We start from the raw sequence: 20770 nt of genomic DNA on the forward strand, positions 1-20770 counted from the left end.
ACCGCCTGCCGTTGCCGCGTAACGCCCCCTCGTGGGGCGTTCTTGTTGCCTGCTCCGCACCCGTGAAGCGCGGCTGGCGCTCCAGAGTCTTTGACTATTTTAGAACTGAATTCTAAAATCAAGGCCTTCTTCCCGGACGGCCGCCGGCTCTCCTTTCGACTTCCCACCGAGACTCATCCATGGATCTGAACCTGTCCTCCGAGCAAACCATGCTGGTAGAAACCGTCCGCAAATTCGTCGAGCAGGAATTGCTGCCGCTCGAGGAAGGCATCGAAGAAACGGGCAGTCTGGATCCGGCGCTGGCCCGCGCGCTGTTCGAGAAATCCCGCGCCAACGGCATGTATGCCATGAACATCCCCGAGGAATTCGGCGGCGGCGGACTCTCGGCGCTGGACACCATGCTGGTCGAGGAACAGTTCGGCCATGCCAAGGACATCCTGATCCGGCGCGCCTTCGGCAATGTGTACGAGGTTCTGCTGGGCGCCAACGAGATCCAGCGCGAGCGCTGGCTGCTGCCGGCGGTGCGCGGCGACCGCACCTGCTCGATCGCCATCACCGAGCCGGGCGCCGGCTCGGACGCCGCCGCGATCCGCACCCGCGCCGTGCGCCAGGACGAGGGCTGGCGGCTCAAGGGCAGCAAGCACTTCATCAGCGACGGCGAGTTCTCGGATTTCTTCGTCGTCTCGGCGGTGACCGATCCCGAGGCGGGTTCGCGCGGGATTTCGCTGTTCCTGGTGGACAAGGATCTGCCCGGGCTGGTGGTCGGGCGCAATCAGAAAATGATGGGCTTGACCGGCACCAGCCACGTCGAGCTGCATTTCGACGACGTGGCCCTGGACGGCGACTGCCTGCTGGGCGCCGAAGGCACCGGGTTCGGCCAGATCCTGCAGACCCTGGGCCGGGTGCGCCTGGCCCAGGTGTGCGCGCGGGCGGTGGGCAAGGCGACGCGCCTGCTGAACCTGATGGTGTCCTATGCCAATGACCGCAAGCAGTTCGGCCAGGCGATCGGGGATTTCCAGATGATCCAGCAGATGCTCGCCGACAGCGCCATCGAAATCAACGCGGCGCGCTGGATGGTGTGGGATGCCGCCCAGGACATCGACAACGGCAAGGATCCGCGCGAAAAGATTTCGATGGCCAAGGTGTACGCCTCGGAGATGCTGGGCCGCGTGGCCGACCGCGCCGTCCAGGTCTATGGCGGCATGGGCTATTGCGCGGACCTGCCCGTCGAGCGCCTATACCGCGATGCGCGGATATTCCGCATCTTCGACGGGACCTCGGAGGTCCACCGCAGCGTCGTGGCCCGCAGCCTGCGCAAGCATGGCGAGGCCTTGTACGGCACCCTGTAGGGCGCCGGCCGCCAGACAGAACGGGGGCTCAGGCCCCCAGATAGCGGCGTGCGCCGTCGATGCAGCGGCGCGCCCATTCCTCGTGGCCGAGCTTGGCCAGGGCGGCGTCGTTCGGGATTTCCAGGGAATAGGGGACGGCCGGCATGGCGTCCAGGATTGCGCGGATGTCGATGCCGCCTTCGCCCGGCACCTCGCGCTCGCTGCGCGCGGTGTGGATCAGGCCCTCGACCGTATCCGGGATCTCGGCGGCCGCATCGCAGACTTGGGCGAACCGGAACCATTCACGGGGCAGGCCGCGCAGTTCGTCCACGCTGTCGCGCGAACGGTCGAAATGCAGCGTGTCGACCACGATGCCCGCGTTGGGGCGGTTCACCGCGCGCAGCACCTGGGCCGCCGCCCGCAGGTCGGGCGTCTCGGTCCAGCTGGGATATTCCAGGCCCACCGACAGGTTCAGCGGCCGGGCCATGTCGCACAGGCGCGCGAACCGCTCGGTGGCGCGGCCGCGGTCGGGATCGGGCAGCTGGGCGAGGATGTGCTGCGCGCCCAGTTCGGCGGCGGTGTCGAGGACGGCGGCGTAGGTCTCGGGCTCGATCTCGGGCGGCATGCGCGCCAGTTCGATATCGAGCACGCGCACGCCGGTGTCGGCGAGCAGGGCCTGGACCTCCTTGAGCATTGCGCGGTCGTCCTGCAGGGCGAACACGTGCTCCGTCGGGGTGACGGCCGTCAACCGCAGGCTGACGAAAGCGTAGCCGGTGCGCTGCGCGATGCGGATCATCTCGGTCGGAGGGCAGGTGAGCACCGTCAGATGCGCGAGCGAAAACTGGAAGGCCATGGGAAGGATTCCTCGAAGAAGGCTGTTTGCCGATTAATATAGAATTAAATTCTGTACCACGCAACATCAAAACAAAATCCAGTTCCCGCCATTACGCCCCCGGGTTTACGCTAAGATACCCGCACCGTATGCTTACACCTTTTCCCTCGCGCCCGCAGGAGCGTGCCATGACAGACCGCTATGCCGTGATCGGCAATCCGATCGCCCAATCCAAGTCCCCCATCCTGCATACCGCCTTTGCCCGCCAGTTCGGGCATGACATTCACTATGGCACCTTGCTGGCGACGCACGAGACCTTCGCCGACACCGTGCGCCGGTTCGTTGCCGAAGGCGGCAAGGGCATGAACGTCACCGCGCCGTTCAAGCTCGATGCCCTGGAGTTCGCCGATACGCTGTCCGAGCGCGCACGCTCGGCCCAGGCCATCAATACCCTGAAGTTCGAACCGGACGGCGTCCATGGCGACAACACCGACGGGGTCGGCCTGGTCGGCGACATCCAGGACCGCCTGGGCGTCGCCCTCGAGGGCCGGCGGCTGCTGGTGATCGGGGCGGGCGGCGCGGCGCGCGGCATCCTGCTGCCCTTGCTGCAGGCCGGGCCCGACTACCTGCTGCTGGTCAATCGCACCGAGCACAAGGCCCACGACCTGCTGGGTGAACGGCGCCGGGCGGGCAAGGTCGAGGCCGGTCCGCTGGCGGCGGTCGCCGGCGGGCGTTTTGACGTGGTGATCAACGCCACCTCGGCCAGCCTGACGGGCGCTCATCTGCCATTGGCCGACAGCGTGTTTGCCCCGGGTTCGCTCGCCTACGACCTGGTCTACGGCGACGGCGATACGGCGTTCATGACCGACGCCCGCGCATTGGGGGCGGCCCGGGTGTCGGACGGCCTGGGCATGCTGGTCGGCCAGGCGGCCGAGTCCTATCGCCTGTGGCGCGGCAGCCGGCCCGACGTCGAGCCCGTCATGGCAATGCTGAGGTAGGCGCCGGGAAACTATGGACACTCAAGGCGACGCGCGGCCCTGGCTGGGGCCCGCGCTCATGTGCCTGGCCGGCCTCTGTTTCGCCTTCCTGGATACCGCGACCAAGTATCTCGCTGAATTCTATCCCCTGACCCAGGTCATCTGGGCGCGCTATACGGGGCAGACCCTGGTCCTGGCCCTGGTCTTTGCACCGCGCATGGGCTGGCGCGTGCTGCATGCCCACAGCTATCCCCTGCAGCTGCTGCGCGGCCTGTGCCTGTTCGGCGCCAGCATGCTGGTGATCAATGGCTTCGCGCGTCTGCCGCTGACCGAGACCTCGGCCATTCTGTTCCTGGCCCCGTTGATCGTCACGCTGCTGTCGGGGCTGCTGCTCAAGGAAAAGGCCCGGCGCATGGATTGGGTGGCCGTGTGTTGCGGCTTTGCCGGGGTGCTGATCATCGCCCGGCCGGGCGGCGGCCTGCTGACCTGGGCGATCCTGTTTCCCATCGGCACAGCCGTCTGCAATGCCCTCTATCAGATCCTGACCCGCTCGACGCGCGCCTCCGAGCATCCGGTCACCAGCAACCTGTATACCGGCATGGTGGGTGCGGTGGTGCTCCTGCCGGCGATGCCGTATGTCTGGCAGCCCATGAGTTGGATCGATCTGTTGCTGGTCGGCGGCGCCGGCTGCATTGCCGCCACCGGTCACATGGTGATCACCAAGGCCTTGTCGTATTCGCCCGCTGCGACCTTGGGCCCCTACAGCTATTTCCAGCTCGTCTTCGTGGCCTTCCTGGGATGGCAGGTCTTCGGCACGGTGCCCGATGCCGTGTCCTGGATCGGCATCCTGGTCATCGCCGCCGGCGGCCTGATGATTTCGGTGCGGCGCGTGTTGCAATATGGGTCGTCAAAATTTCATTCCATAAAGCGGTTGCGTTGAATAGAATTGTGTTCTAAAGTACGTCCGATCACCCGATGCTCATCGGGTTGTGACGAGAGGAATGCAATGACGAAGGCCTTCGAGGGTATCCGCGTATTGGATTTGACGAACGTCCTGGCGGGCCCCTTTTGCGCGTATCAGCTTGCTTTGCAGGGAGCCGACGTGATCAAGGTCGAGGTCCCCGGCACGGGCGACCTCGCGCGTCAACTGGGTGCCGATGCCACGCTGAACGCCAATGGTATGGGCGCCTCGTTCCTCGCGCAAAACGGCGGCAAGCGCTCGATGACGCTCAACCTCAAGTCCGAAGCCGGCCGCGAAGTCCTGCTGCGCCTGGTGCGCAGCGCCGACGTGCTGATCGAGAATTTCCGCCCCGGGGTCATGGATCGGCTGGGCGTCGGCTATGAGGTACTGAAGGCGGCCAACCCGCGCCTGGTGTACTGCGCGATCTCTGGATTCGGGCAGAACGGCCCCATGCGCGGCGCACCCGCCTACGACCAGATCGTCCAGGGCTTGTCCGGCGTGATGAGCATCACAGGGTCCGAAGCCTCGGCGCCGCTGCGCGTGGGTTATCCCATGGCGGACACCATCGGCGGCATCACTGCGGCCTTCGCCGTCGCCAGCGCGCTGGTCCGCCAGCAGCGCACGGGCGAGGGCGACTTCATCGACGTCTCGATGCTCGATTCCACCATCGTCACCATGGGCTGGGTCGTGTCCAATTACCTCATCGCGGGGGTGGTGCCCCGCCCGATGGGCAATGAAAACTTCACCGCCGTGCCCTCCGGGACGTTCCGCACGGGCGACGGGCTGCTGAACATCGCCGCCAACAAGCAAGAACAATTCGAGGCCCTCATGCGCGTCATCGGCCGGCCCGAGCTGATCGAGGACGCGCGTTTCTCGCGTCGCGAGACGCGCAAGCAGAATCGGGCCGCCCTGACCATCGAGCTCGAACAGGCGCTTGCCGCCAAGTCCGCGCGGGACTGGGCCGACATACTCTCCGGCATTGGCGTGCCCGCCGGCCCGGTCCTGACCGTGCCCGAGGCGCTGGCCCTGCCTCAGATCCAGGAACGCGAACTGACGGCGCGCTTCGAAGGCGTGCCGGGCGTGGATCGCCCCGTCGAGGTGGTGCGCGCCGGCTTCAAGATGGCGGGCGGCGACCCCGACGTCGAGACGCCGCCGCCGGCGCTGGGCGCCCACACGGACCAGATTCTCCAGGACCTGGGATATGCCCGGGACGAGATCGGCGCCATGCGCGCCAATGACGTGGTATAGATATGACTCGCAGCCAGACACCGCAGGCGGATGAACGGATCGACGAGGCCAGTCGCTGGTGGTCCACCGCCATCATCGACATCGAGCCGGGCAAGATCGGTATCCGCGGCTATCCCATCCAGGATTTGATCGGCACGGTCAGCTTTGCCCAGATGATCTGGCTGATGCTGCGCGGCACCCTGCCCACCGAGCCCCAGGCCCGCCTGTTCGAGGCGGCGCTGGTCTCGGCCGTGGACCACGGGCCGCACGCCCCGTCGATCGCCATCTCGCGCATGGCCATCAGCTGCGGGGTAGACCTGAACGGCGCCTTGGGGTCGGCGGTCAACGTGCTGGACGATGTCCACGGCGGCGCCGGCCAGCAGTGCATGGCGCTCTACCTGGATTGCCGCGCGCGCGCCCAGCAGGGCGCCGACGATCCGATCCAGCAGGCCCTGGACGCCTACCGCGCCGAACACGGCAAGATCGTGCCCGGCTTCGGCCACCGCTTCCATCCGCGCGACCCGCGCGCCACCCGCCTGCTGGCCCTGGTCGACGAGGCCGTCGCCGAGGGCGTGGTGACCGGGGAATTCGCCGCCATCGGCCGCGGGGTCGAGGCCGTCCTGGAACGGGAAAAAGGGCGCCACATTCCCATGAACATCGATGGCGTGACCGCCGTCATCTATTCCGAGCTGGGCTTTGCCCCCGAACTGGGCCGCGGGATTTTCCTGCTGTCGCGCTCCGTCGGCATCCTCGCCCATGCCTGGGAGCAGATGCAGGAAGGCCGCCGCATCAAGGGGCCCATGCCGCCCAGCATCCCTTACGCCTATACCGGCCCTGAAACGGGATCCGTCAAGTAAGCCAACGGAGACATCATGCAAGAATTGATCTCGCACCAACTGGTCCGCTACCTCGAGGAACGCGGCGTCGAGCACATCTTCGGCCTGTGCGGCCACACCAACATCGCCGTCCTGACGGCGCTGGAGGGCAGTTCGATCCGCTTCGTCAATTCGCGCCATGAGCAGATCGCCGCGCACGCGGCCGATGGCTATGCGCGCATGCGCAAAAAGGCGGCGGTCGTCCTCAGTCACCTCGGCCCCGGCCTGACCAACGCCTCCACCGGCATCGCCAACGCGGCCCTGGATTCGATCCCCGTGGTGGTCATCGCCGGCGATGTGCCCAGCCACTATCACGGCAAGCACCCCCACCAGGAGGTCAACCTGCACGCCGACGCGGCGCAGTGGGAAATCTACCGGCCCTTCGTCAAGCGCGCCTGGCGCGTGGACCGTCCCGACCTGTTCCCCGAGATCATCGAAAAGGCCTTCCAACTGGCCGAAAGCGGCCGGCCCGGCCCCGTGCTGGTGTCGGTGCCCATGGACATCTTCTCGATGAAGATCGACACGGCCCTGTTCGAGCGCCTGCGGGCCCACACCAAGCAATTGGAAAAACCCTCGATCGACGACGTGCTGGCGCGGCGGATCGTCCAGGAACTGATCGATGCCGAACGGCCCGTCATCTACGCCGGCGGCGGCGTCATCCTGTCCGACGCGGCGCAGGAACTCGCCGAACTGGTCGACCATCTGGGCCTGCCCGTCGCCCACTCGTTGATGGGCAAGGGCGTGCTGCCCGACGACCATCCCCTGACGCTGGGCATGACCGGATTCTGGGGCACGCAGTTCGTCAATGACGCCTGCCGCGAGGCCGACCTGGTGCTGGGCCTGGGCACGCGCTTTACCGAGGCGGATTGCAGCTCGTGGGAAAACGAGTACACCTTCAGCTTCCCGCCGACCCGCCTGATCCACATCGACATCGATCCGGCCGAGATCGGCCGCAACTATCCCGCGCAAATCGGTGCCGTGGCCGACCTGCGCCAGGCCCTCAAGGTCCTCAACCGCGTGGCCCGCGAGATGCTGCCCGAGCCGCGCCGCAACGAGCCCCTGCGCCAGCGCATCGCCGACTACCGCCGCGAGTTCGCAGCCGGCAACGTCGAGGCCATCCAGAGCAACGACTTCCCCATGATGCCCGAGCGCATCCTGGCCGAGGTGCGCGAGGTCCTGCCGCGCGACGCCATCATCACCACGGACGTGGGCTGGAACAAGAACGGCGTGGGCCAGCAGTTCCCCGTCTACGAACCGGGCAGCATCCTGACGCCCGGCGGCTATGCCACCATGGGGTTCGGCGCGCCCGGCGCCCTGGGCGCCAAGCTCGCCTGCCCCGACCGCGTGGTGGTGTCCCTGGTGGGCGACGGCGGTTTCGGCCAGAACCCGGCGGTGCTGGCGACGGCGGTCGAGGAAAACATCCCCGTGGTGTGGGTGGTGATGAACAATTGCGCCTTCGGCACCATCGCCGGTCTGCAGAAAGCGCACTATGGCACCACGCTGGGCACGGTTTTCGTCAAGGACGGCAAACCCTACACCCCCGATTTTGCGGCGATCGCACGGGCCTATGGCGCCGAGGGCGTCCAGATCCAGAGCGCTTCAGAATTCAAGGATGCGCTCACGCATGCTATAAGCAGCAAGAAACCATTCGTCATCGATGTCTTGATGCGTAATAATCCAGTTCCCACGTCAGGACACTGGAACATTCTGGACATCTACTCACCCGGCCAAAAGATTTCCCATGTCAGCGTAGATTGACGGTTCAACCACGCAGCAGCCACACGACTTCACACAAGGAGACATGCATGAAGACGCACACACTGTTCAAAAAATACGCCCTCGCGGGCGCCCTCGCCCTGGCGACGGCCGGCCTGGCCGCGCCGTCGCTGGCGGCCGACACGCTCAAAATCGCCGAAGTCGTCGAACTGACCGGACCGGGCACCACGGCGGGCACCAACTTCAAGAACGGTGCGGACCTCGCCATCAAGGAAATCAACGCCGCCGGCGGCGTCCTGGGGCGCCAGATCGTCACCACCTCGGCTGACACCCAGACCAACCCCGGAATCGCCAAGGGCCTGTCCCAGAAGGCGATCGACGATGACGCCTTCGCCGTGTTCGGCCCGGTGTTCTCGGGCTCGATCATGGTCAGCATGGCCACCACCGAGGCCGCCAAGGTGCCCAACTTCATCGGCGGCGAGGCTGCATCCATCACCCAGCAAGGCAACCCCTACGTTTTTCGCACCAGCCTGACCCAGGCTGACGCCATGCCCAAGGTGGCGCGTTATCTGGACGGCCGCAAGGACATCAACAGCATCGCCGTCATCTTCGTGAACAACGACTTCGGCAAGGGCGGGCGCGACGCCATCATCGAGGCGCTCAAGAGCACCCACGTGAAGGTCGTCGAGGACATCTCGACCTCCACCGGCCAGGTGGACTTCAGTTCGGCGGTGCTCAAGGCCAAGCAAAGCAACGCCGATGCGATCTTCGCCTACCTCAACGAAGAAGAATCCGCCCGCCTGCTGCGCGAGCTGAAAAAGCAAGGTTGGGACAAGCCCATCATCGGTGAGACCACCCTCACCGGCCAGAAGGTGATCGACCTGGCCGGCCCCGCCGCCGAGGGCGCCATCGCCCACGTCGGCCTCACCGTGGACGCCCCGGGCATGCAGAAGTTCGGTGCCGATTTCCAGAAGGCCTATGGATACGTGTCCGACCACAACGGCATCAAGGGCTACACCGGCATCTACATCCTGAAGGCCGCGATCGAGAAGGCCGGCAAGTTCGACCGCGAGCTGGTGACCAAGACCCTGCACGGCATCCATATCTCGACCAAGGACCATCCGGGCGTCCTGATGGATGTGTCGATCGACGACAAGGGCGACCTGGATCGCGAAAGCTTCCTGGTGCAAGTGGTCGACGGCAAGCAGAAAGTCATCGAGGTCCTGCCTGCGCTGGGCAAGAAGTAAGCCGGCACTTGGCCGCCGCTCCCCGGGATCCATTCCCGCGGGCGGCGGACGGACGGCCCCGGCGTCACGCGCCATGGCCGCCGCCCGAGACGGGATGCCGACCCACCATCCGTATAGGCGCAAGCCCAAATGATAGATTTCGCACAACTCATAATCTCCGGGATGGCCACAGGGGCGATCTATGCCCTGGCCGCCCTGGGCTTCACCCTGCTGTGGCAAGCCTCCGGCACGATCAACTTCGCGACAGGCGAGTTCGTCATGCTGCCGGCCTTCTCCATGCTGGCCTTCCAGGCCCTGGGCGTGCCCTTGCTGATCAGCTTTTTTCTGACGCTCGTCGTGGCGACCGCGGTCCTGGGCTATGGCTTCAAGCGCAGCATCGTCGACCCGATGCGCAAATACGGCGTCATGCCGCTGGTCGTGGCCACCATCGGCCTGGCGCTGATCATGCGCAGCGGCGTACAGCTCTCATTCGGCGCGCAGGCGCTGCCGTTCAAGAATATCTTCGGCTATGAGGTCTTCAATATCGCCGGCGTCCACGTATCGGCCAGCGACCTGGGCACCCTGATCGTCACGTTCATCGTGGTCGTGGGGCTGCAGGCGTTCCTGCAGCGCACCGTCACAGGCCGCGCCATGCAGGCCGTGGCACAGAACACCGAATCGGCCGAGATCCTGGGGATCAAGGTCAACCGGATGGTGTTCTACACGTTCGCGATCAACGCCATGCTGGCCACCTTGGCCGCCTTGCTGGTCACGCCGCTGTACCTGGCCAAGTTCGACATGGGCATCACCCTGGGCCTGAAGGCCTTCCTCGCGGCCATCATCGGCGGGTTCAACAATTCGCGCGGCGCCCTGCTGGGCGGCATCATCATCGGCGTGAGCGAGAACCTGATCGGGGCCTACGTGTCCTCGGCCTACAAGGACGGCGCGGCGCTGGCGCTGTTCATGCTGGTCATCCTGTTCAAGCCCAACGGCCTGCTGGGCGCGCCCACAGAGCGCAAGGTCTGAGGGGGACGGCCATGAAAAAAATCAATTGGATCCTGGGCATCCTGAGCATCGTCGCGCTGATCATCGCGCCGCATTTCTTCAAGACCTACGGCGTCTACCTGCTGACCTATTGGCTGGTCTACGTCATTGCCAATCTGGGCCTGAACCTCATCGTCGGCTACGCCGGCCTGAAGGCCCTGGGGCATGCCGCCTTTTTCGGCATCGGCGCCTACACTTCGGCGATCCTGATGCAAGCCGGCGTCGATTTCTGGCCGGCCATGGTGGTGGGCATGGTGCTGTGCTTCATCCTCGGCCTGCTGGTGGGTTTCCCCGCCTTGCGCGTGCAGATGCACTACCTGGCCTTTGCCACGCTGGGCCTGAACGAAATCATCGTGCTCATCCTCAAGAACGAGGAATGGCTCACCGGCGGCACATTCGGGATCTCGGGCATCGCGCGGCCCAGCCTGTTCGGCTACGTCTTCAAGGGGGCGATCCCGTATTACTACTTCGTGCTGGCCTTCGCGATCATCGCCTTCCTGCTGTTGTGGTGGCTGATCCATTCGCCCTGGGGCAAGGCGTTCACGGCCCTGCGCGACAATCCGATCCGCGCCGAGAGCCTGGGGGTCAATATCCAGCGCTACACGCTGCTGGCCTTCGCCATCGGCGGCGTCTACGCGGGGGTGGCCGGCTCGCTGTTCGCTTCGCTGGTGCAATTCATCGATCCCGCGCCTTTCGACGTGCAGATCTCCATCCTCATGTTCCTGATGGTGATCCTCGGCGGGCCCGGTTATCTGCTGGGGCCGGTGCTGGGCTCGTTCATCGGGGTGTTCGCGCCCGAGTGGCTGCGCTTTACCGAGGGCTGGTACCTGCTGCTGTTCGGCGGGGTGATCGTGATTCTGATGGTCTGGCTGCCGGGCGGCTTGCTGTCCCTGCGTCAGGCGCTGATCGCCCGCCGCGAGGCCAAGGCACATGAGGCGGCGCGCATCACCGCCGCCACGCAGGCAAGGAGGGGCGCATGAACCCGATACTGAGCGTCAAGGGGCTCAAGAAATCCTACGGCGCCATCCAGGCGGTGCGCGACGTGTCCTTCGAGGTCATGCCGGGCGAGATCTTCGGCGTGATCGGGCCCAACGGCTCGGGCAAGACCACCATGTTCAACAGCATGCTGGGGCAGATCCGGCCGGATGCCGGCCAGATCTTCCTCAACGGCAAGGACATCACCGAGCTGAATCCGCAGCAGCTCAGCATGCAGGGCGTGGGACGCACCTTCCAGACCCTGCAGGTGTTCGGCAACATGACGGTGCGCGACAACCTGATCGTGGCTGCGCAAGAGCACCGCGGCACCATGCTGCGGCGGCTGTTCGCGCCGACGGATTCGGGGCTGGGCGGCAAGGCCGACGAACTCATCGATCTGTTCAATATCGCGCACGTCAAGCACAAGCCCGCCGGCTCGCTGTCCTATGGTCAGCAAAAGCTCGTGGACATCGCCATGGCGTTCATGAGCGATCCTTCGCTGGTGCTGCTCGACGAGCCCTGCGCCGGGGTCAACCCGCGGCTGGTGGGTGGCATCTCGCGCATGCTCAAGGAACTGAACCAGCGGCGCCAGGGCTCGTTCGTGGTGATCGAGCACAACATGGACTTCGTCATGGACCTGTGCCACCGCATCCTGGTGATGGTCGAGGGCGAGGTGATGATGGTGGGCACGCCCGCCGAGGTGCGTGCCAACAAGCGTGTGCTCGACGCCTATCTGGGAAGCTGACATCATGTCCGACATTGCAATCGAATTTCAGGGTGTCGTGGCCGGCTACAAGGATTTCATGATCCTCAACGAGCTGTCCTTCCAGGCCCGCAAAGCCGCCATCACCCTGCTGCTGGGGCCCAACGGGGCGGGCAAGTCCACGGTCCTCAAGACCTTGTTCGGCCTGCTCAAGGTCCGTCAGGGCAAGATCCTGCTGCACGGGCAGGACATCACGCGCGCCGGACCTCGCGAGCTTCTCGCCCAGGGTCTGGCCTTCGTGCCGCAGGGCCGCAACCTGTTCGGCCAGCTCACGGTCTACCAGAATCTGGAGCTGGGCGGCATCACGCTGGGCATGAAGACCACGCACGAGCGCATCCCCGAGGTGCTGGACCGCTTTCCCAGGCTCAAGGAACGGCTGCATTCCCAGGCCTCGACCCTGTCGGGCGGCGAGCAGAAGCAGCTCGAGATCGGGCGCGCGCTGCTGTTGCGTCCCAGCGTGCTGCTGATCGACGAACCGTCCATCGGCCTGTCGCCGCAGATCGTGGCGGGGGTGTTCGAACTGCTGCGCAATCTGGTGTCGCAAGGCATGACGGTGCTCATGGTCGAGCAGAACGTCAACAGCGCGCTCAAGGTCTCGGACGATGCCATTGCGCTGGCCTCGGGCGCCTGCGTGCTGCACAAGCCCGCCGCCGAACTGCTGCTCGATCCCAACATCGAGCGCCTGTTCCTCGGGGCGGGCCTGCCGGATGAGGCCACGACCGACGCCGTATGACCGTCTGGCGAGGGCGTGCGCGCGCCCTCAGGCCAGCATGTAGCGCAGGACCAGCTCGATGACGTTGCGTCTGCGCCGCGCGTAGGTCGCGGGCGCCATGACGTCGCGCTTGAAGATCAGCGAGAACGTATGTTGGTTGGACACGTTGAAGAAACTCAGCGCGCTGATCGAGGCGTGGAGATCGATCGGGTCCAGGCCGGGACGGAACAGGCCTTCCTCGCAGCCGCGGGCGTAGATCTCGCGGATGCCGTTGATGGCGGGGATGTTGAGGTCCTTGATCGAGGGGGACTGCGCGAGGTAGCGCCCGTGGAGCATGTTCTCGTTCATGACCAGGCGCACGAAATCGGGATTCCGGGACTGGTAGTCGAAGGTGAAGCCCACCAGCGTGCGCATGGCCTCGTCGGGCGGCAGGCTCTCGAGGTGCAAAGTCCCCTCGATGGCGCGGATCCGGCGATAGGATTCCTCGAGGGCGGCCAGGTACAGGCCCTGCTTGTCCTTGAAGTAATAGTAGATCATCCGCTTGCTGGTCGAGGTCTGCGCCGTGATCTCGTCGATGCGCGCGCCCGCCAGGCCTTTCTTGGCGAACTCGCGGATGGCGACCTCGAGGATGTCCCGGCGGGTGGCTGCGGGATCATTGCTGCGGCCGCGGGCGGGCGTTTTCGGAGGGGTGGCGTCGGGCGAACCGGATGCCAGCGGTGAGCCGGACATAGGGTATTTAAATACTCAATGGATCACATTTGGATTATTGCATTTAATCACGATGACCGCCCGCCTAGAATGGGATGGTCATAAGGCGGACGACGGCCTGGAGGACGGGATGAAGATTTGTATATTGGGCGCGGGCGCCCTGGGATGCGCCATCGGGGCGGGCCTTGCACAAGGCGGCGCCGAGGTGACGTTGGTCAATCGCAACGCGGCGCACGTCGACGCCATCAACGCCGAGGGCCTGCGCCTGCGCGACCATGACGGCGAGCGCCGCGTCCGCATCCGGGCGGAGACCTCGCCCGCCGGGGTCGGTCCGGTCGACCTGGTCATTCTGCTGGTGAAATCCTTCCATACGCGCGAGGCCATGGACCAGGCCGGGCCCCTGCTCGGCCCCCAGACCCTCGTGTTGTCCCTGCAAAACGGCCTGGGCCATGAGGACATCCTGGCCGAGTACGTCGGCCGCGAGCGCGTGCTGGCCGGCAAGACCTATGTCGGCGGCAGCCTGCTCGGGCCGGGGCACATCATCTACGGCGTGCGCGGCAAGGAGACCGTGATCGGCGAACTCGACGGCCGCGTCACCGACCGGGTGCGCGCGGTCGCCGGCGAGTTCGAGCGCGCCGGCATGCTGATCGAGGTCAGCGACAACATCATGGGCACGATCTGGGACAAGCTCCTGATCAACGTGGCCACCGGTGCGGTCACCGCCATTGCGCGCATGCCTTATGGACCGCTGTACGAATTCGCGCCTCTCGAGGCGGTGGGCGTGGCGGCGGTGCGCGAGGCGATGGAGATCGCCCACGCCAGCGGGGTGCGCCTGACCTTCAGCGATCCGCTCGAGGCCTGGCGCAAGGCCGGCGCCGGCCTGCCGGCGGATTTCCGGACCTCGATGCTGCAAAGCCTGGACAAGGGCAGCGTCACCGAGATCGATTTCGTCAATGGTGCCGTGGTCGAACGCGGCGCCCAGCTGGGCATCGCGACGCCGGTCAACAGCACGCTGGTTGCGTGCGTCCAGGGTATCGAGCGCATGCTGGGGCAGGTGGCACCCAAGCGCCCGCCCGGTGTCGACCACGTCGCTGTGCGAGTGGCGGACATCGACTGGAACATCCGCTTTTTCGAGGCCGTCCTGGGCATGCCGCTGCGCGAGGCCGACGGCCCGCCCGAGGCGCCGCGCCAGGTCTGGCTCGAAGGCGGCATCCAGCTCATCGCCGCCTCCGGCGCAGCCACCGACGCCGCGCCGGCGCAGCCCTGGATCGCCCATGTCGCGATCCGGGTGCGTGGCCTGGAGGCCGCGCTCGCGCGGGCCGCGGAGTGGCCGGTGACCGCCCTGCCGCAAGGCCCGAACTGGCTGCGCACACCCGACGGCATCGCGCTCGAATTGTTTGAGTATTGAAAGGATCGAACCGATGAAGGAACTCTATTTCGACGAGGTCGAGGTCGGCGCCGAGGGCATCTCGCCCCCGTTCACCGTGACCGCGGCGCACATCGACACCTATGCCGACCTCACCGGCGACCACACCCCGGTCCATACCGACGAAGCCTACGCCCGCACCACGCCGTTCGGCACGCGCGTGGCCCACGGCCTGCTGGGCCTGGCACTGACCGATGGCCTCAAGACGCAGGCCGACCTGCGTTTTGTGCCCGGCATGTCGCTGGGCTGGACCTGGGATTTCGCGGGGCCGATCAAGATCGACGACACGGTGCAGGTGCGCTTTCGCGTGGCCAGCGCCCGCCTGTCGCGCAGCCGCCCAGGCTGGGGCATCCTGGTGCTCCCGGCCGAATTGCGCAACCAGCACGGCGAGGTCGTGCAGCGCGGCGAGCACCGGCTCATGATTCCCTGCCGCCCCGATTCCACACACTGAGAGACACCACATGACAACGCAAGCACGCCCCCTGGAGGGCTTCCGGGTCATCGACTACAGCCACTTCCTGGCCGGTCCCTACCTGTCGCGCTGCCTGGCCGCCCTGGGCGCCGAGGTGATCAAGGTCGAGCGCCCCACCGAAGGCGACGCCGGACGGCATCATCCCTACTTCATCGATGGCCAGAGCGGCTACTTCCTGCAGCAGAACATGGGCAAGAAAGGCCTGTGCGTCAACCTGAAGGATCCGCGCGGCCGCGACATGCTGGAAAAGCTCGTGGCCACCGCCGACGTCTTCGTCGAGAACTATCGACCCGGCGCGCTGGCCAAGCTCGGCCTGGGCTACGAGGCGCTCTCGGCCCTGAACCCCGGCCTGGTGTATTGCTCGGTCTCGGCCTACGGCCACACCGGGCCCGAATCCCACCGCGCGGGCTTCGGCCTGATCGCCGAGGCCAAGAGCGGCATCATGGCCATGGTCGGCTCGCCGGGCGAGGCGCCGCCGCTGCTGCGCATCGCGCTGGGCGACATGTACACCGGCATCCACGGCGTGGCGGCCATCAATGCCGCCCTGCTGGGGCGCGTGAAATCGGGCCGTGGCCAGCACATCGACCTGTCGCTGTACGACTGCCTGGTGTCCATGCACGAGTATGCGGGCCAATGCTATACGCTCTCGGGCGGCCGGATCATTCCCGAGCAGACCGGCCACGACCTGCCGGACTCGACGCTCTATGGCGTGTTCACGGCGCGCGACGGCTACCTGGTGATCGCCGCGCAGGTCGACGCCGCCTGGAAGCGCCTGGCGCTGCTGGTGGGCGGCGAGGCCTTCGCCGCGGACACGCGCTTTCATACGGCGGCGGGGCGCAATGCGAACCGCCTGGATGCCTTGCCTGTGGTGCGCGCCTGGACCGAAACGCGGACCGTGGCCGAGTGCCTGGCGGCGCTGGACGCCATCGACGTGCCTTGCGCCAAGGTGCAGGACATCGGCGAGGTGCTCCATGACCCCCAGATCCAGGCGCGCGGCATGGTGGTGCGCCAGCACCATCCCGTCCTGGGCGAGGTCGAGCTGCTCAATACCCCGTTCCGGTTCTCGGGCTGCGATACCACCATCCGCGAACCGGCGCCGCTCATGGGCCAGCACAACCGGCAGATCGCCGAGGAACTCGGCTTCGGCCCGGCCGACATCGACGCCATGATGCGCGACGGCGTGTTGTACCAGGAGGCGGCGGTCGCCGAGCTGGAAGCCTGAGACGCCCGCGCGGGCACGAAAAAAAGGGGCGCCACGCGGCGCCCGTTTCGTTGCCCCCGGCCGTCGCCGGGAGGGCTCAGGCCTGTTTGGCCTGGGCCGCGGACACCGCGGCGCGCAGCGCCAGCAGGTAGCTGTCCACGCCGAAGCCGCAGATCTGGCCCAGGGCGATCTCGGCGAAGACCGACTTGTGGCGGAATTCCTCGCGGGCGTGGATGTTGGACATGTGCAGCTCGACGATGGGCACCGTCAGGATCGCCAATGCGTCGCGCAAGCCGTAGCTGTAGTGGGTCCAGGCGCCGGCGTTGATCAGGACCGCGTCCACGCCGTCGGTGTAGGCCTGGTGGACGCGCTCGCACATCGCGCCTTCGCAGTTGGTCTGGTAACTGTCGATCTCGACGCCCAGTTCCTTGGCCAGCTCGGCCAGTTGCGCGTCGATCTGTTCGAGCGTGATGGTCCCGTATTGCTTGGGATCGCGCTTGCCGAACATATTGTGATTGATGCCATGGAGCATGAGGATCTTCATGTCGAGTGCTTCCTGTGGATGTCTGTCTGGGTGTCGGGGGGCGCCCCTGTCTTGGGGCGGCCTTGCGGTTGCGATGAGTCCGCGTGCGGACCCATGCCCATGATTCTATTACGTGCGCAGTTTGTCGAGCGCCGCGGCGCGCTTGGCCAGCACCTCGGCGACGTGGGCGGCCATGCGCGGCGCGTCCGCCGGGATGCCGTTCGTGTACAACTCGAACGCCCGGGCGGCCTGGTGCACCACCATGCCCAGGCCATCGATCGTGTGGCACCCCTTGGCCCGGGCGACGCGCAGCAGCTCGGTCTCGAGCGGGAAATAGATGAGCTCGGAGAGCCAGTGGCGCGATTCCAATAGCTCGGCCGGCAAGGGCGTGCCGGGATGTTTGCGCATGCCCACGGGTGTTGCGTTGACGAGGCCGTCAGCCTCGCGCATGGCCGCGGCGAGGTCGCCGCCGGCGCGCACCGTGGCGTTCGGAAAACGGGCCTGCAGCGCCTGTGCCAGGGCCTCGGCACGCCCGGCGGCCGGGTCGAACACGGTCAGCCCTTGCGCCCCCAGCCCCAGGATCGCGTCGGCGACCGCGGATCCCGCGCCGCCGGCGCCCACCTGAACCACGCGCCCCACCTCGCGCGCCCCGAGGTGTTCGCGGATGTTCTGCGAGAAACCGTAGTGATCGGTGTTGTGCCCGATGCGTCGGCCGTCGCGCAGGACTACGGTGTTGACCGCGCCGATTGCACGCGCCTCGTCCGAGAGTTCGTGCAGGTGGGGGATGACGGCCTGCTTGCAGGGATGAGTGATGTTCAGGCCGGCGAAACCGAAGCGTTCGGCGGCGGTGAGCAATTCGTCCAGGTGCGCGGAGGTCAGGCCCAGCACGTCCAGGTCGATCCGCTGGTAGATGCAGAGAATGCCGTGGCGGGCCGCCTCATCCTCGTATAGGGTGGGGCTGAGGGATTCGCCGATGCCCTCGCCGATGAGGCCGAGCAGCAGGGAAGGGGTGTCAGAGTCAGGATGCATCATGGTTCCATGGATTATGTACTAAATCGTACATAGCGGCACTATAGGAGGCCTACCAGGATAGCGTCAAACGGAACGGGCTCAGGAATTTCCTGGGCTTGAATTATTCTGTTTGACAGAATATGATTCTATTGGAAAGAACTGAATCCAAGGCTTCCGAGACGCTCGCCCATGACTTCGAAATCCAAGATCGCCATGCTGGGCGCCGGCCTGATCGGGCGCCAGCACATCCTGCGCATCCAGGCCAGCCCCTCTTGCGAACTGGCCGCCGTGGTCGATCCGGCGCCCACCGCGCGCGCGGTGGCCAACGAGGCCGGCGTCCCGTATTACCCCAGCCTGGCCGCCCTGTTCGCGGCGGGCCGCCCCGACGGCGTCATCATCGGCACGCCCAACGCGCTGCATGTGCAGCAGGCCCTGGAATGCCTGGCCGCCGGCGTCCCCGCCCTCATCGAAAAACCCGTGGCCCACACCCTCGCCGAGGGCGAGCGCCTCGTGCGCGCGCTGGACGGCGCCGACGTGCCGTTCCTGGTCGGGCATCATCGCGCCCACAGCCCCATCATGGCGCTGGCGCGCGAGGTGGTGCGCAGCGGCCGTCTGGGCCGCCTGGTTGCCGTCAGCGGCAGCGCCATGTTCTGCAAGCCGGATGACTACTTCGCCGAGGCGCCCTGGCGGCGCGAGCCCGGCGGCGGCCCCGTCCTGATCAACATGATCCACGAGATCGACAACCTGCGCGCGCTGTGCGGCGAGGTCGTCGAGGTCCAGGCCATCATGTCCAATGCCGTGCGCGGATACGCCGTCGAGGATACGGCGGCCCTGGCCCTGCGCTTCGACGGTGGGGTGCTGGGCACTTTCCTGCTGTCCGACACCGCCGCCTCGCCCCGCAGCTGGGAGCAGACCTCACAGGAAAACAAGGCCTACGCCACCTACCCGGACGAGGATTGCTACATCCTGGCGGGCACCATGGGGTCGCTTGCCGTGCCGACCATGCGGCTGCGCAGCTATGCCGACGCGGCCGACCGTTCGTGGTGGAAACCCTTTCAGACCGAGGCCCTGGACCTGCGCCGCGAGGATCCCCTGGCCCTCCAGATCGAGCATTTCGCCGCCGTCATCCGTGGCGAGGCCGCCCCCCTGGTCAGCGTGCGCGACGGCGTGCAGAACCTGCGCGTGGTCGAGGCCATCGGCCGTGCCGCCCGCGAGGGCCGCTCCGTATCCGTGCCGCCCCCGGCCTGAGGCCGACACCCATTTGATTCAGACGAGGTGCAAATCCCCATGTCCCTGCCCCAATACCAGCATTTCATCAACGGCGCCTACGTGCCGCCCGCAACGGGCGAATATTTCGACACCGAGGACCCCTACACGGGCGAGGCCTGGGCGCACATCGCCCGCGGCAGCGCCGCCGACGTGGATGCGGCCGTGGCCGCGGCCAAGGCCGCCTTCGAGGGACCCTGGGGCGCGCTGACCCCCACCCGCCGCGGGCAGTTGCTGCGCCGGCTGGCCGACCTGGTGATCGAGCACGCCCCCCGCCTGGCCGAAATCGAGCAGCGCGACAACGGCAAGCTGTCCTCCGAGGTCGTCGCACAGGTGCGCTACATGGGCGAGTACTTCCATTACTACGCCGGCCTGGCCGACAAGGTGGAAAGCAAGGTCATTCCCACCGACAAACCGGGGGTGTTCACCTACACGCGCTACGAGGCCAAGGGCGTGGTGGCCATCATCACCCCCTGGAATTCGCCGCTGACGCTCACCAGCTGGAAGCTCGCGCCGGCCCTGGCGGCCGGTTGCACGGCCGTGATCAAGCCCTCGGAATTCACCTCGGCCTCGATGCTGGAATTCGCCGCCTTGTTCGAGCAGGCGGGCTTCCCGCCGGGCGTGGTCAACGTGGTGACCGGCTTCGGCCCCGAGGTCGGCGAGCCCCTGGTGTCGCACCCCGACGTGCCCCACATCGGCTTCACGGGCGGGGAGCTGGCCGGCAAGCGCATCTACGAGGCCGCGGCCCGCAACCTGAAGACCGTCACCCTGGAACTGGGCGGCAAGTCGCCCAACATCATTTTCGACGACGCCGACCTGGACCAGGCCGTCAAGGGCGTGGTGTCCGGGATCTTTGCCGCCTCGGGTCAAAGCTGCCAGGCCGGATCGCGCGTGCTGGTCCAGGAAGGCATACACGACGAGCTGGTCCGCCGCCTGATCGATTTCGTCGGCACGGCAAAACTCGGCGATCCGACCCAGCCCGACACCCAGATCGGGCCGATCGCCACCCGCCCGCAGTTCGAGAAAATCCTGGGCTACATCCAGGTCGCGCGTGACGAGGGCGCGCAGTGCGTGCTGGGCGGCAAGGCGCGCAGCGACCTGGGTGCGGGCCAGTTCATCGAGCCCACGATCTTTACCGGCGTGGACAACCGCATGCGCATCGCCCAAGAGGAAGTCTTCGGTCCGGTGCTGTGCATCATTCCCTTCAAGGACGAGGCCGATGCCATCCGCATCGGCAACGACATCCTCTATGGCCTGGCCGGGGCGGTCTGGACACGCAGCCTGCACCGCGCGCTGTACGTGACCGAACGCCTGAAGGCCGGCACGGTCTGGGTCAATAATTATCGCGCCACCAGCGTCACCACGCCGTTCGGCGGGTTCAAGCGCTCGGGCATCGGCCGCGAGTCGGGCTCCGACGCCATCTACGAATACCTGGATACCAAGAGCGTCTGGATTTCCACCGACCTGGACGTGCCCAACCCCTTCATTCGGCGCTGACGCCTCGGCCCCCGGGGGCTGGGCCGGCCC

At 66.4% G+C, this 20770-nt stretch carries 20 protein-coding genes and 1 pseudogene; 17 read left to right on the forward strand and 4 right to left on the reverse strand.

Annotated features, from left to right (window positions below):
* Positions 1-179 precede the first annotated feature (179 nt).
* Positions 180-1349, forward strand: a complete 1170-nt coding sequence (locus tag OOZ48_RS17915; RefSeq protein WP_269500185.1) for an acyl-CoA dehydrogenase family protein — start codon at positions 180-182, stop codon at positions 1347-1349.
* A gap of 28 nt (positions 1350-1377) precedes the next feature.
* On the opposite strand, the gene OOZ48_RS17920 is transcribed toward OOZ48_RS17915, so the two are convergent.
* Entirely contained in the window at positions 1378-2181 is an 804-nt protein-coding gene (locus OOZ48_RS17920) for a sugar phosphate isomerase/epimerase family protein (RefSeq protein ID WP_269500186.1), read from the reverse strand.
* Positions 2182-2348: 167 nt separating this feature from the next.
* On the opposite strand from OOZ48_RS17920, the gene aroE reads away from it, so the two are divergent.
* The 10 genes from aroE to OOZ48_RS17970 all read left to right on the forward strand — a co-directional run bounded on the left by aroE (position 2349) and on the right by OOZ48_RS17970 (position 12657).
* Entirely contained in the window at positions 2349-3158 is an 810-nt protein-coding gene (gene aroE / locus OOZ48_RS17925) for a shikimate dehydrogenase (protein WP_269500187.1), read from the forward strand.
* Positions 3159-3171: 13 nt separating this feature from the next.
* Positions 3172-4077 (forward strand): DMT family transporter, encoded by a 906-nt coding sequence (locus tag OOZ48_RS17930; RefSeq protein ID WP_269500188.1) that lies wholly within the window; start codon positions 3172-3174, stop codon positions 4075-4077.
* A 66-nt stretch (positions 4078-4143) separates the two neighbouring features.
* Complete coding sequence (locus OOZ48_RS17935; protein ID WP_269500189.1) at positions 4144-5346, forward strand: CaiB/BaiF CoA transferase family protein; 1203 nt, start codon at positions 4144-4146, stop codon at positions 5344-5346.
* A gap of 2 nt (positions 5347-5348) precedes the next feature.
* The gene (locus tag OOZ48_RS17940) at positions 5349-6182 is read left to right on the forward strand and encodes a citryl-CoA lyase (protein ID WP_269500190.1); all 834 of its coding nucleotides are present in this window, start codon (positions 5349-5351) and stop codon (positions 6180-6182) included.
* Positions 6183-6197: 15 nt separating this feature from the next.
* Positions 6198-7958: a thiamine pyrophosphate-binding protein gene (locus tag OOZ48_RS17945; protein ID WP_269500191.1), complete on the forward strand. Its 1761-nt coding sequence runs from the start codon at positions 6198-6200 to the stop codon at positions 7956-7958.
* Positions 7959-8005: 47 nt separating this feature from the next.
* Positions 8006-9163: an ABC transporter substrate-binding protein gene (locus tag OOZ48_RS17950; RefSeq protein ID WP_269500192.1), complete on the forward strand. Its 1158-nt coding sequence runs from the start codon at positions 8006-8008 to the stop codon at positions 9161-9163.
* Between the two features lie 129 nt (positions 9164-9292).
* The gene (locus OOZ48_RS17955) at positions 9293-10168 is read left to right on the forward strand and encodes a branched-chain amino acid ABC transporter permease (protein WP_269500193.1); all 876 of its coding nucleotides are present in this window, start codon (positions 9293-9295) and stop codon (positions 10166-10168) included.
* Positions 10169-10179: 11 nt separating this feature from the next.
* Positions 10180-11166 (forward strand): branched-chain amino acid ABC transporter permease, encoded by a 987-nt coding sequence (locus tag OOZ48_RS17960; protein ID WP_269500194.1) that lies wholly within the window; start codon positions 10180-10182, stop codon positions 11164-11166.
* Positions 11163-11906, forward strand: a complete 744-nt coding sequence (locus tag OOZ48_RS17965; protein WP_269500195.1) for an ABC transporter ATP-binding protein — start codon at positions 11163-11165, stop codon at positions 11904-11906. The genes OOZ48_RS17960 and OOZ48_RS17965 overlap by 4 nt, the downstream gene beginning before the upstream one ends.
* A 4-nt stretch (positions 11907-11910) precedes the next feature.
* Positions 11911-12657, forward strand: coding sequence for an ABC transporter ATP-binding protein (locus OOZ48_RS17970; protein WP_269500196.1), 747 nt, complete (start codon positions 11911-11913; stop codon positions 12655-12657).
* A 27-nt stretch (positions 12658-12684) separates the two neighbouring features.
* Here the strand turns inward: OOZ48_RS17970 and OOZ48_RS17975 are convergent, their stop codons facing one another.
* On the reverse strand, positions 12685-13365 hold the full coding sequence (locus tag OOZ48_RS17975; RefSeq protein WP_269500197.1) for a TetR family transcriptional regulator: 681 nt from the start codon (positions 13363-13365) through the stop codon (positions 12685-12687).
* Positions 13366-13474: 109 nt separating this feature from the next.
* On the opposite strand from OOZ48_RS17975, the pseudogene OOZ48_RS17980 reads away from it, so the two are divergent.
* From OOZ48_RS17980 to OOZ48_RS17995, 4 genes and pseudogenes are all read left to right on the forward strand, one after another.
* Positions 13475-14392 (forward strand): annotated as a pseudogene (locus OOZ48_RS17980) (ketopantoate reductase family protein); the annotation flags it as partial.
* Positions 14387-14752, forward strand: a complete 366-nt coding sequence (locus OOZ48_RS17985) for a VOC family protein (protein WP_269500210.1) — start codon at positions 14387-14389, stop codon at positions 14750-14752. The pseudogene OOZ48_RS17980 and the gene OOZ48_RS17985, both read left to right, overlap by 6 nt.
* Before the next feature lie 13 nt (positions 14753-14765).
* Positions 14766-15221: a MaoC family dehydratase gene (locus tag OOZ48_RS17990; RefSeq protein WP_269500198.1), complete on the forward strand. Its 456-nt coding sequence runs from the start codon at positions 14766-14768 to the stop codon at positions 15219-15221.
* A gap of 10 nt (positions 15222-15231) precedes the next feature.
* Positions 15232-16464 carry a CaiB/BaiF CoA transferase family protein gene (locus OOZ48_RS17995; RefSeq protein WP_269500199.1) on the forward strand — a complete coding sequence of 411 codons (1233 nt, stop codon included), beginning with the start codon at positions 15232-15234 and terminating at the stop codon, positions 16462-16464.
* 76 nt (positions 16465-16540) lie between these two features.
* On the opposite strand, the gene aroQ is transcribed toward OOZ48_RS17995, so the two are convergent.
* Entirely contained in the window at positions 16541-16987 is a 447-nt protein-coding gene (gene aroQ, locus OOZ48_RS18000; RefSeq protein WP_269500200.1) for a type II 3-dehydroquinate dehydratase, read from the reverse strand.
* A gap of 108 nt (positions 16988-17095) precedes the next feature.
* Positions 17096-17995, reverse strand: a complete 900-nt coding sequence (locus tag OOZ48_RS18005; RefSeq protein WP_269500211.1) for a shikimate dehydrogenase — start codon at positions 17993-17995, stop codon at positions 17096-17098.
* Between the two features lie 171 nt (positions 17996-18166).
* Here OOZ48_RS18005 and OOZ48_RS18010 point away from each other — a divergent pair, with 171 nt between their 5' ends.
* Positions 18167-19225 (forward strand): Gfo/Idh/MocA family protein, encoded by a 1059-nt coding sequence (locus OOZ48_RS18010; protein WP_269500201.1) that lies wholly within the window; start codon positions 18167-18169, stop codon positions 19223-19225.
* Between the two features lie 39 nt (positions 19226-19264).
* Positions 19265-20740: an aldehyde dehydrogenase gene (locus tag OOZ48_RS18015; RefSeq protein WP_269500202.1), complete on the forward strand. Its 1476-nt coding sequence runs from the start codon at positions 19265-19267 to the stop codon at positions 20738-20740.
* Positions 20741-20770: the final 30 nt, after the last annotated feature.

The sequence above is a fragment of the Castellaniella sp. S9 genome, assembly GCF_027257175.1.
Taxonomy (GTDB): Bacteria; Pseudomonadota; Gammaproteobacteria; order Burkholderiales; family Burkholderiaceae_B; genus Castellaniella.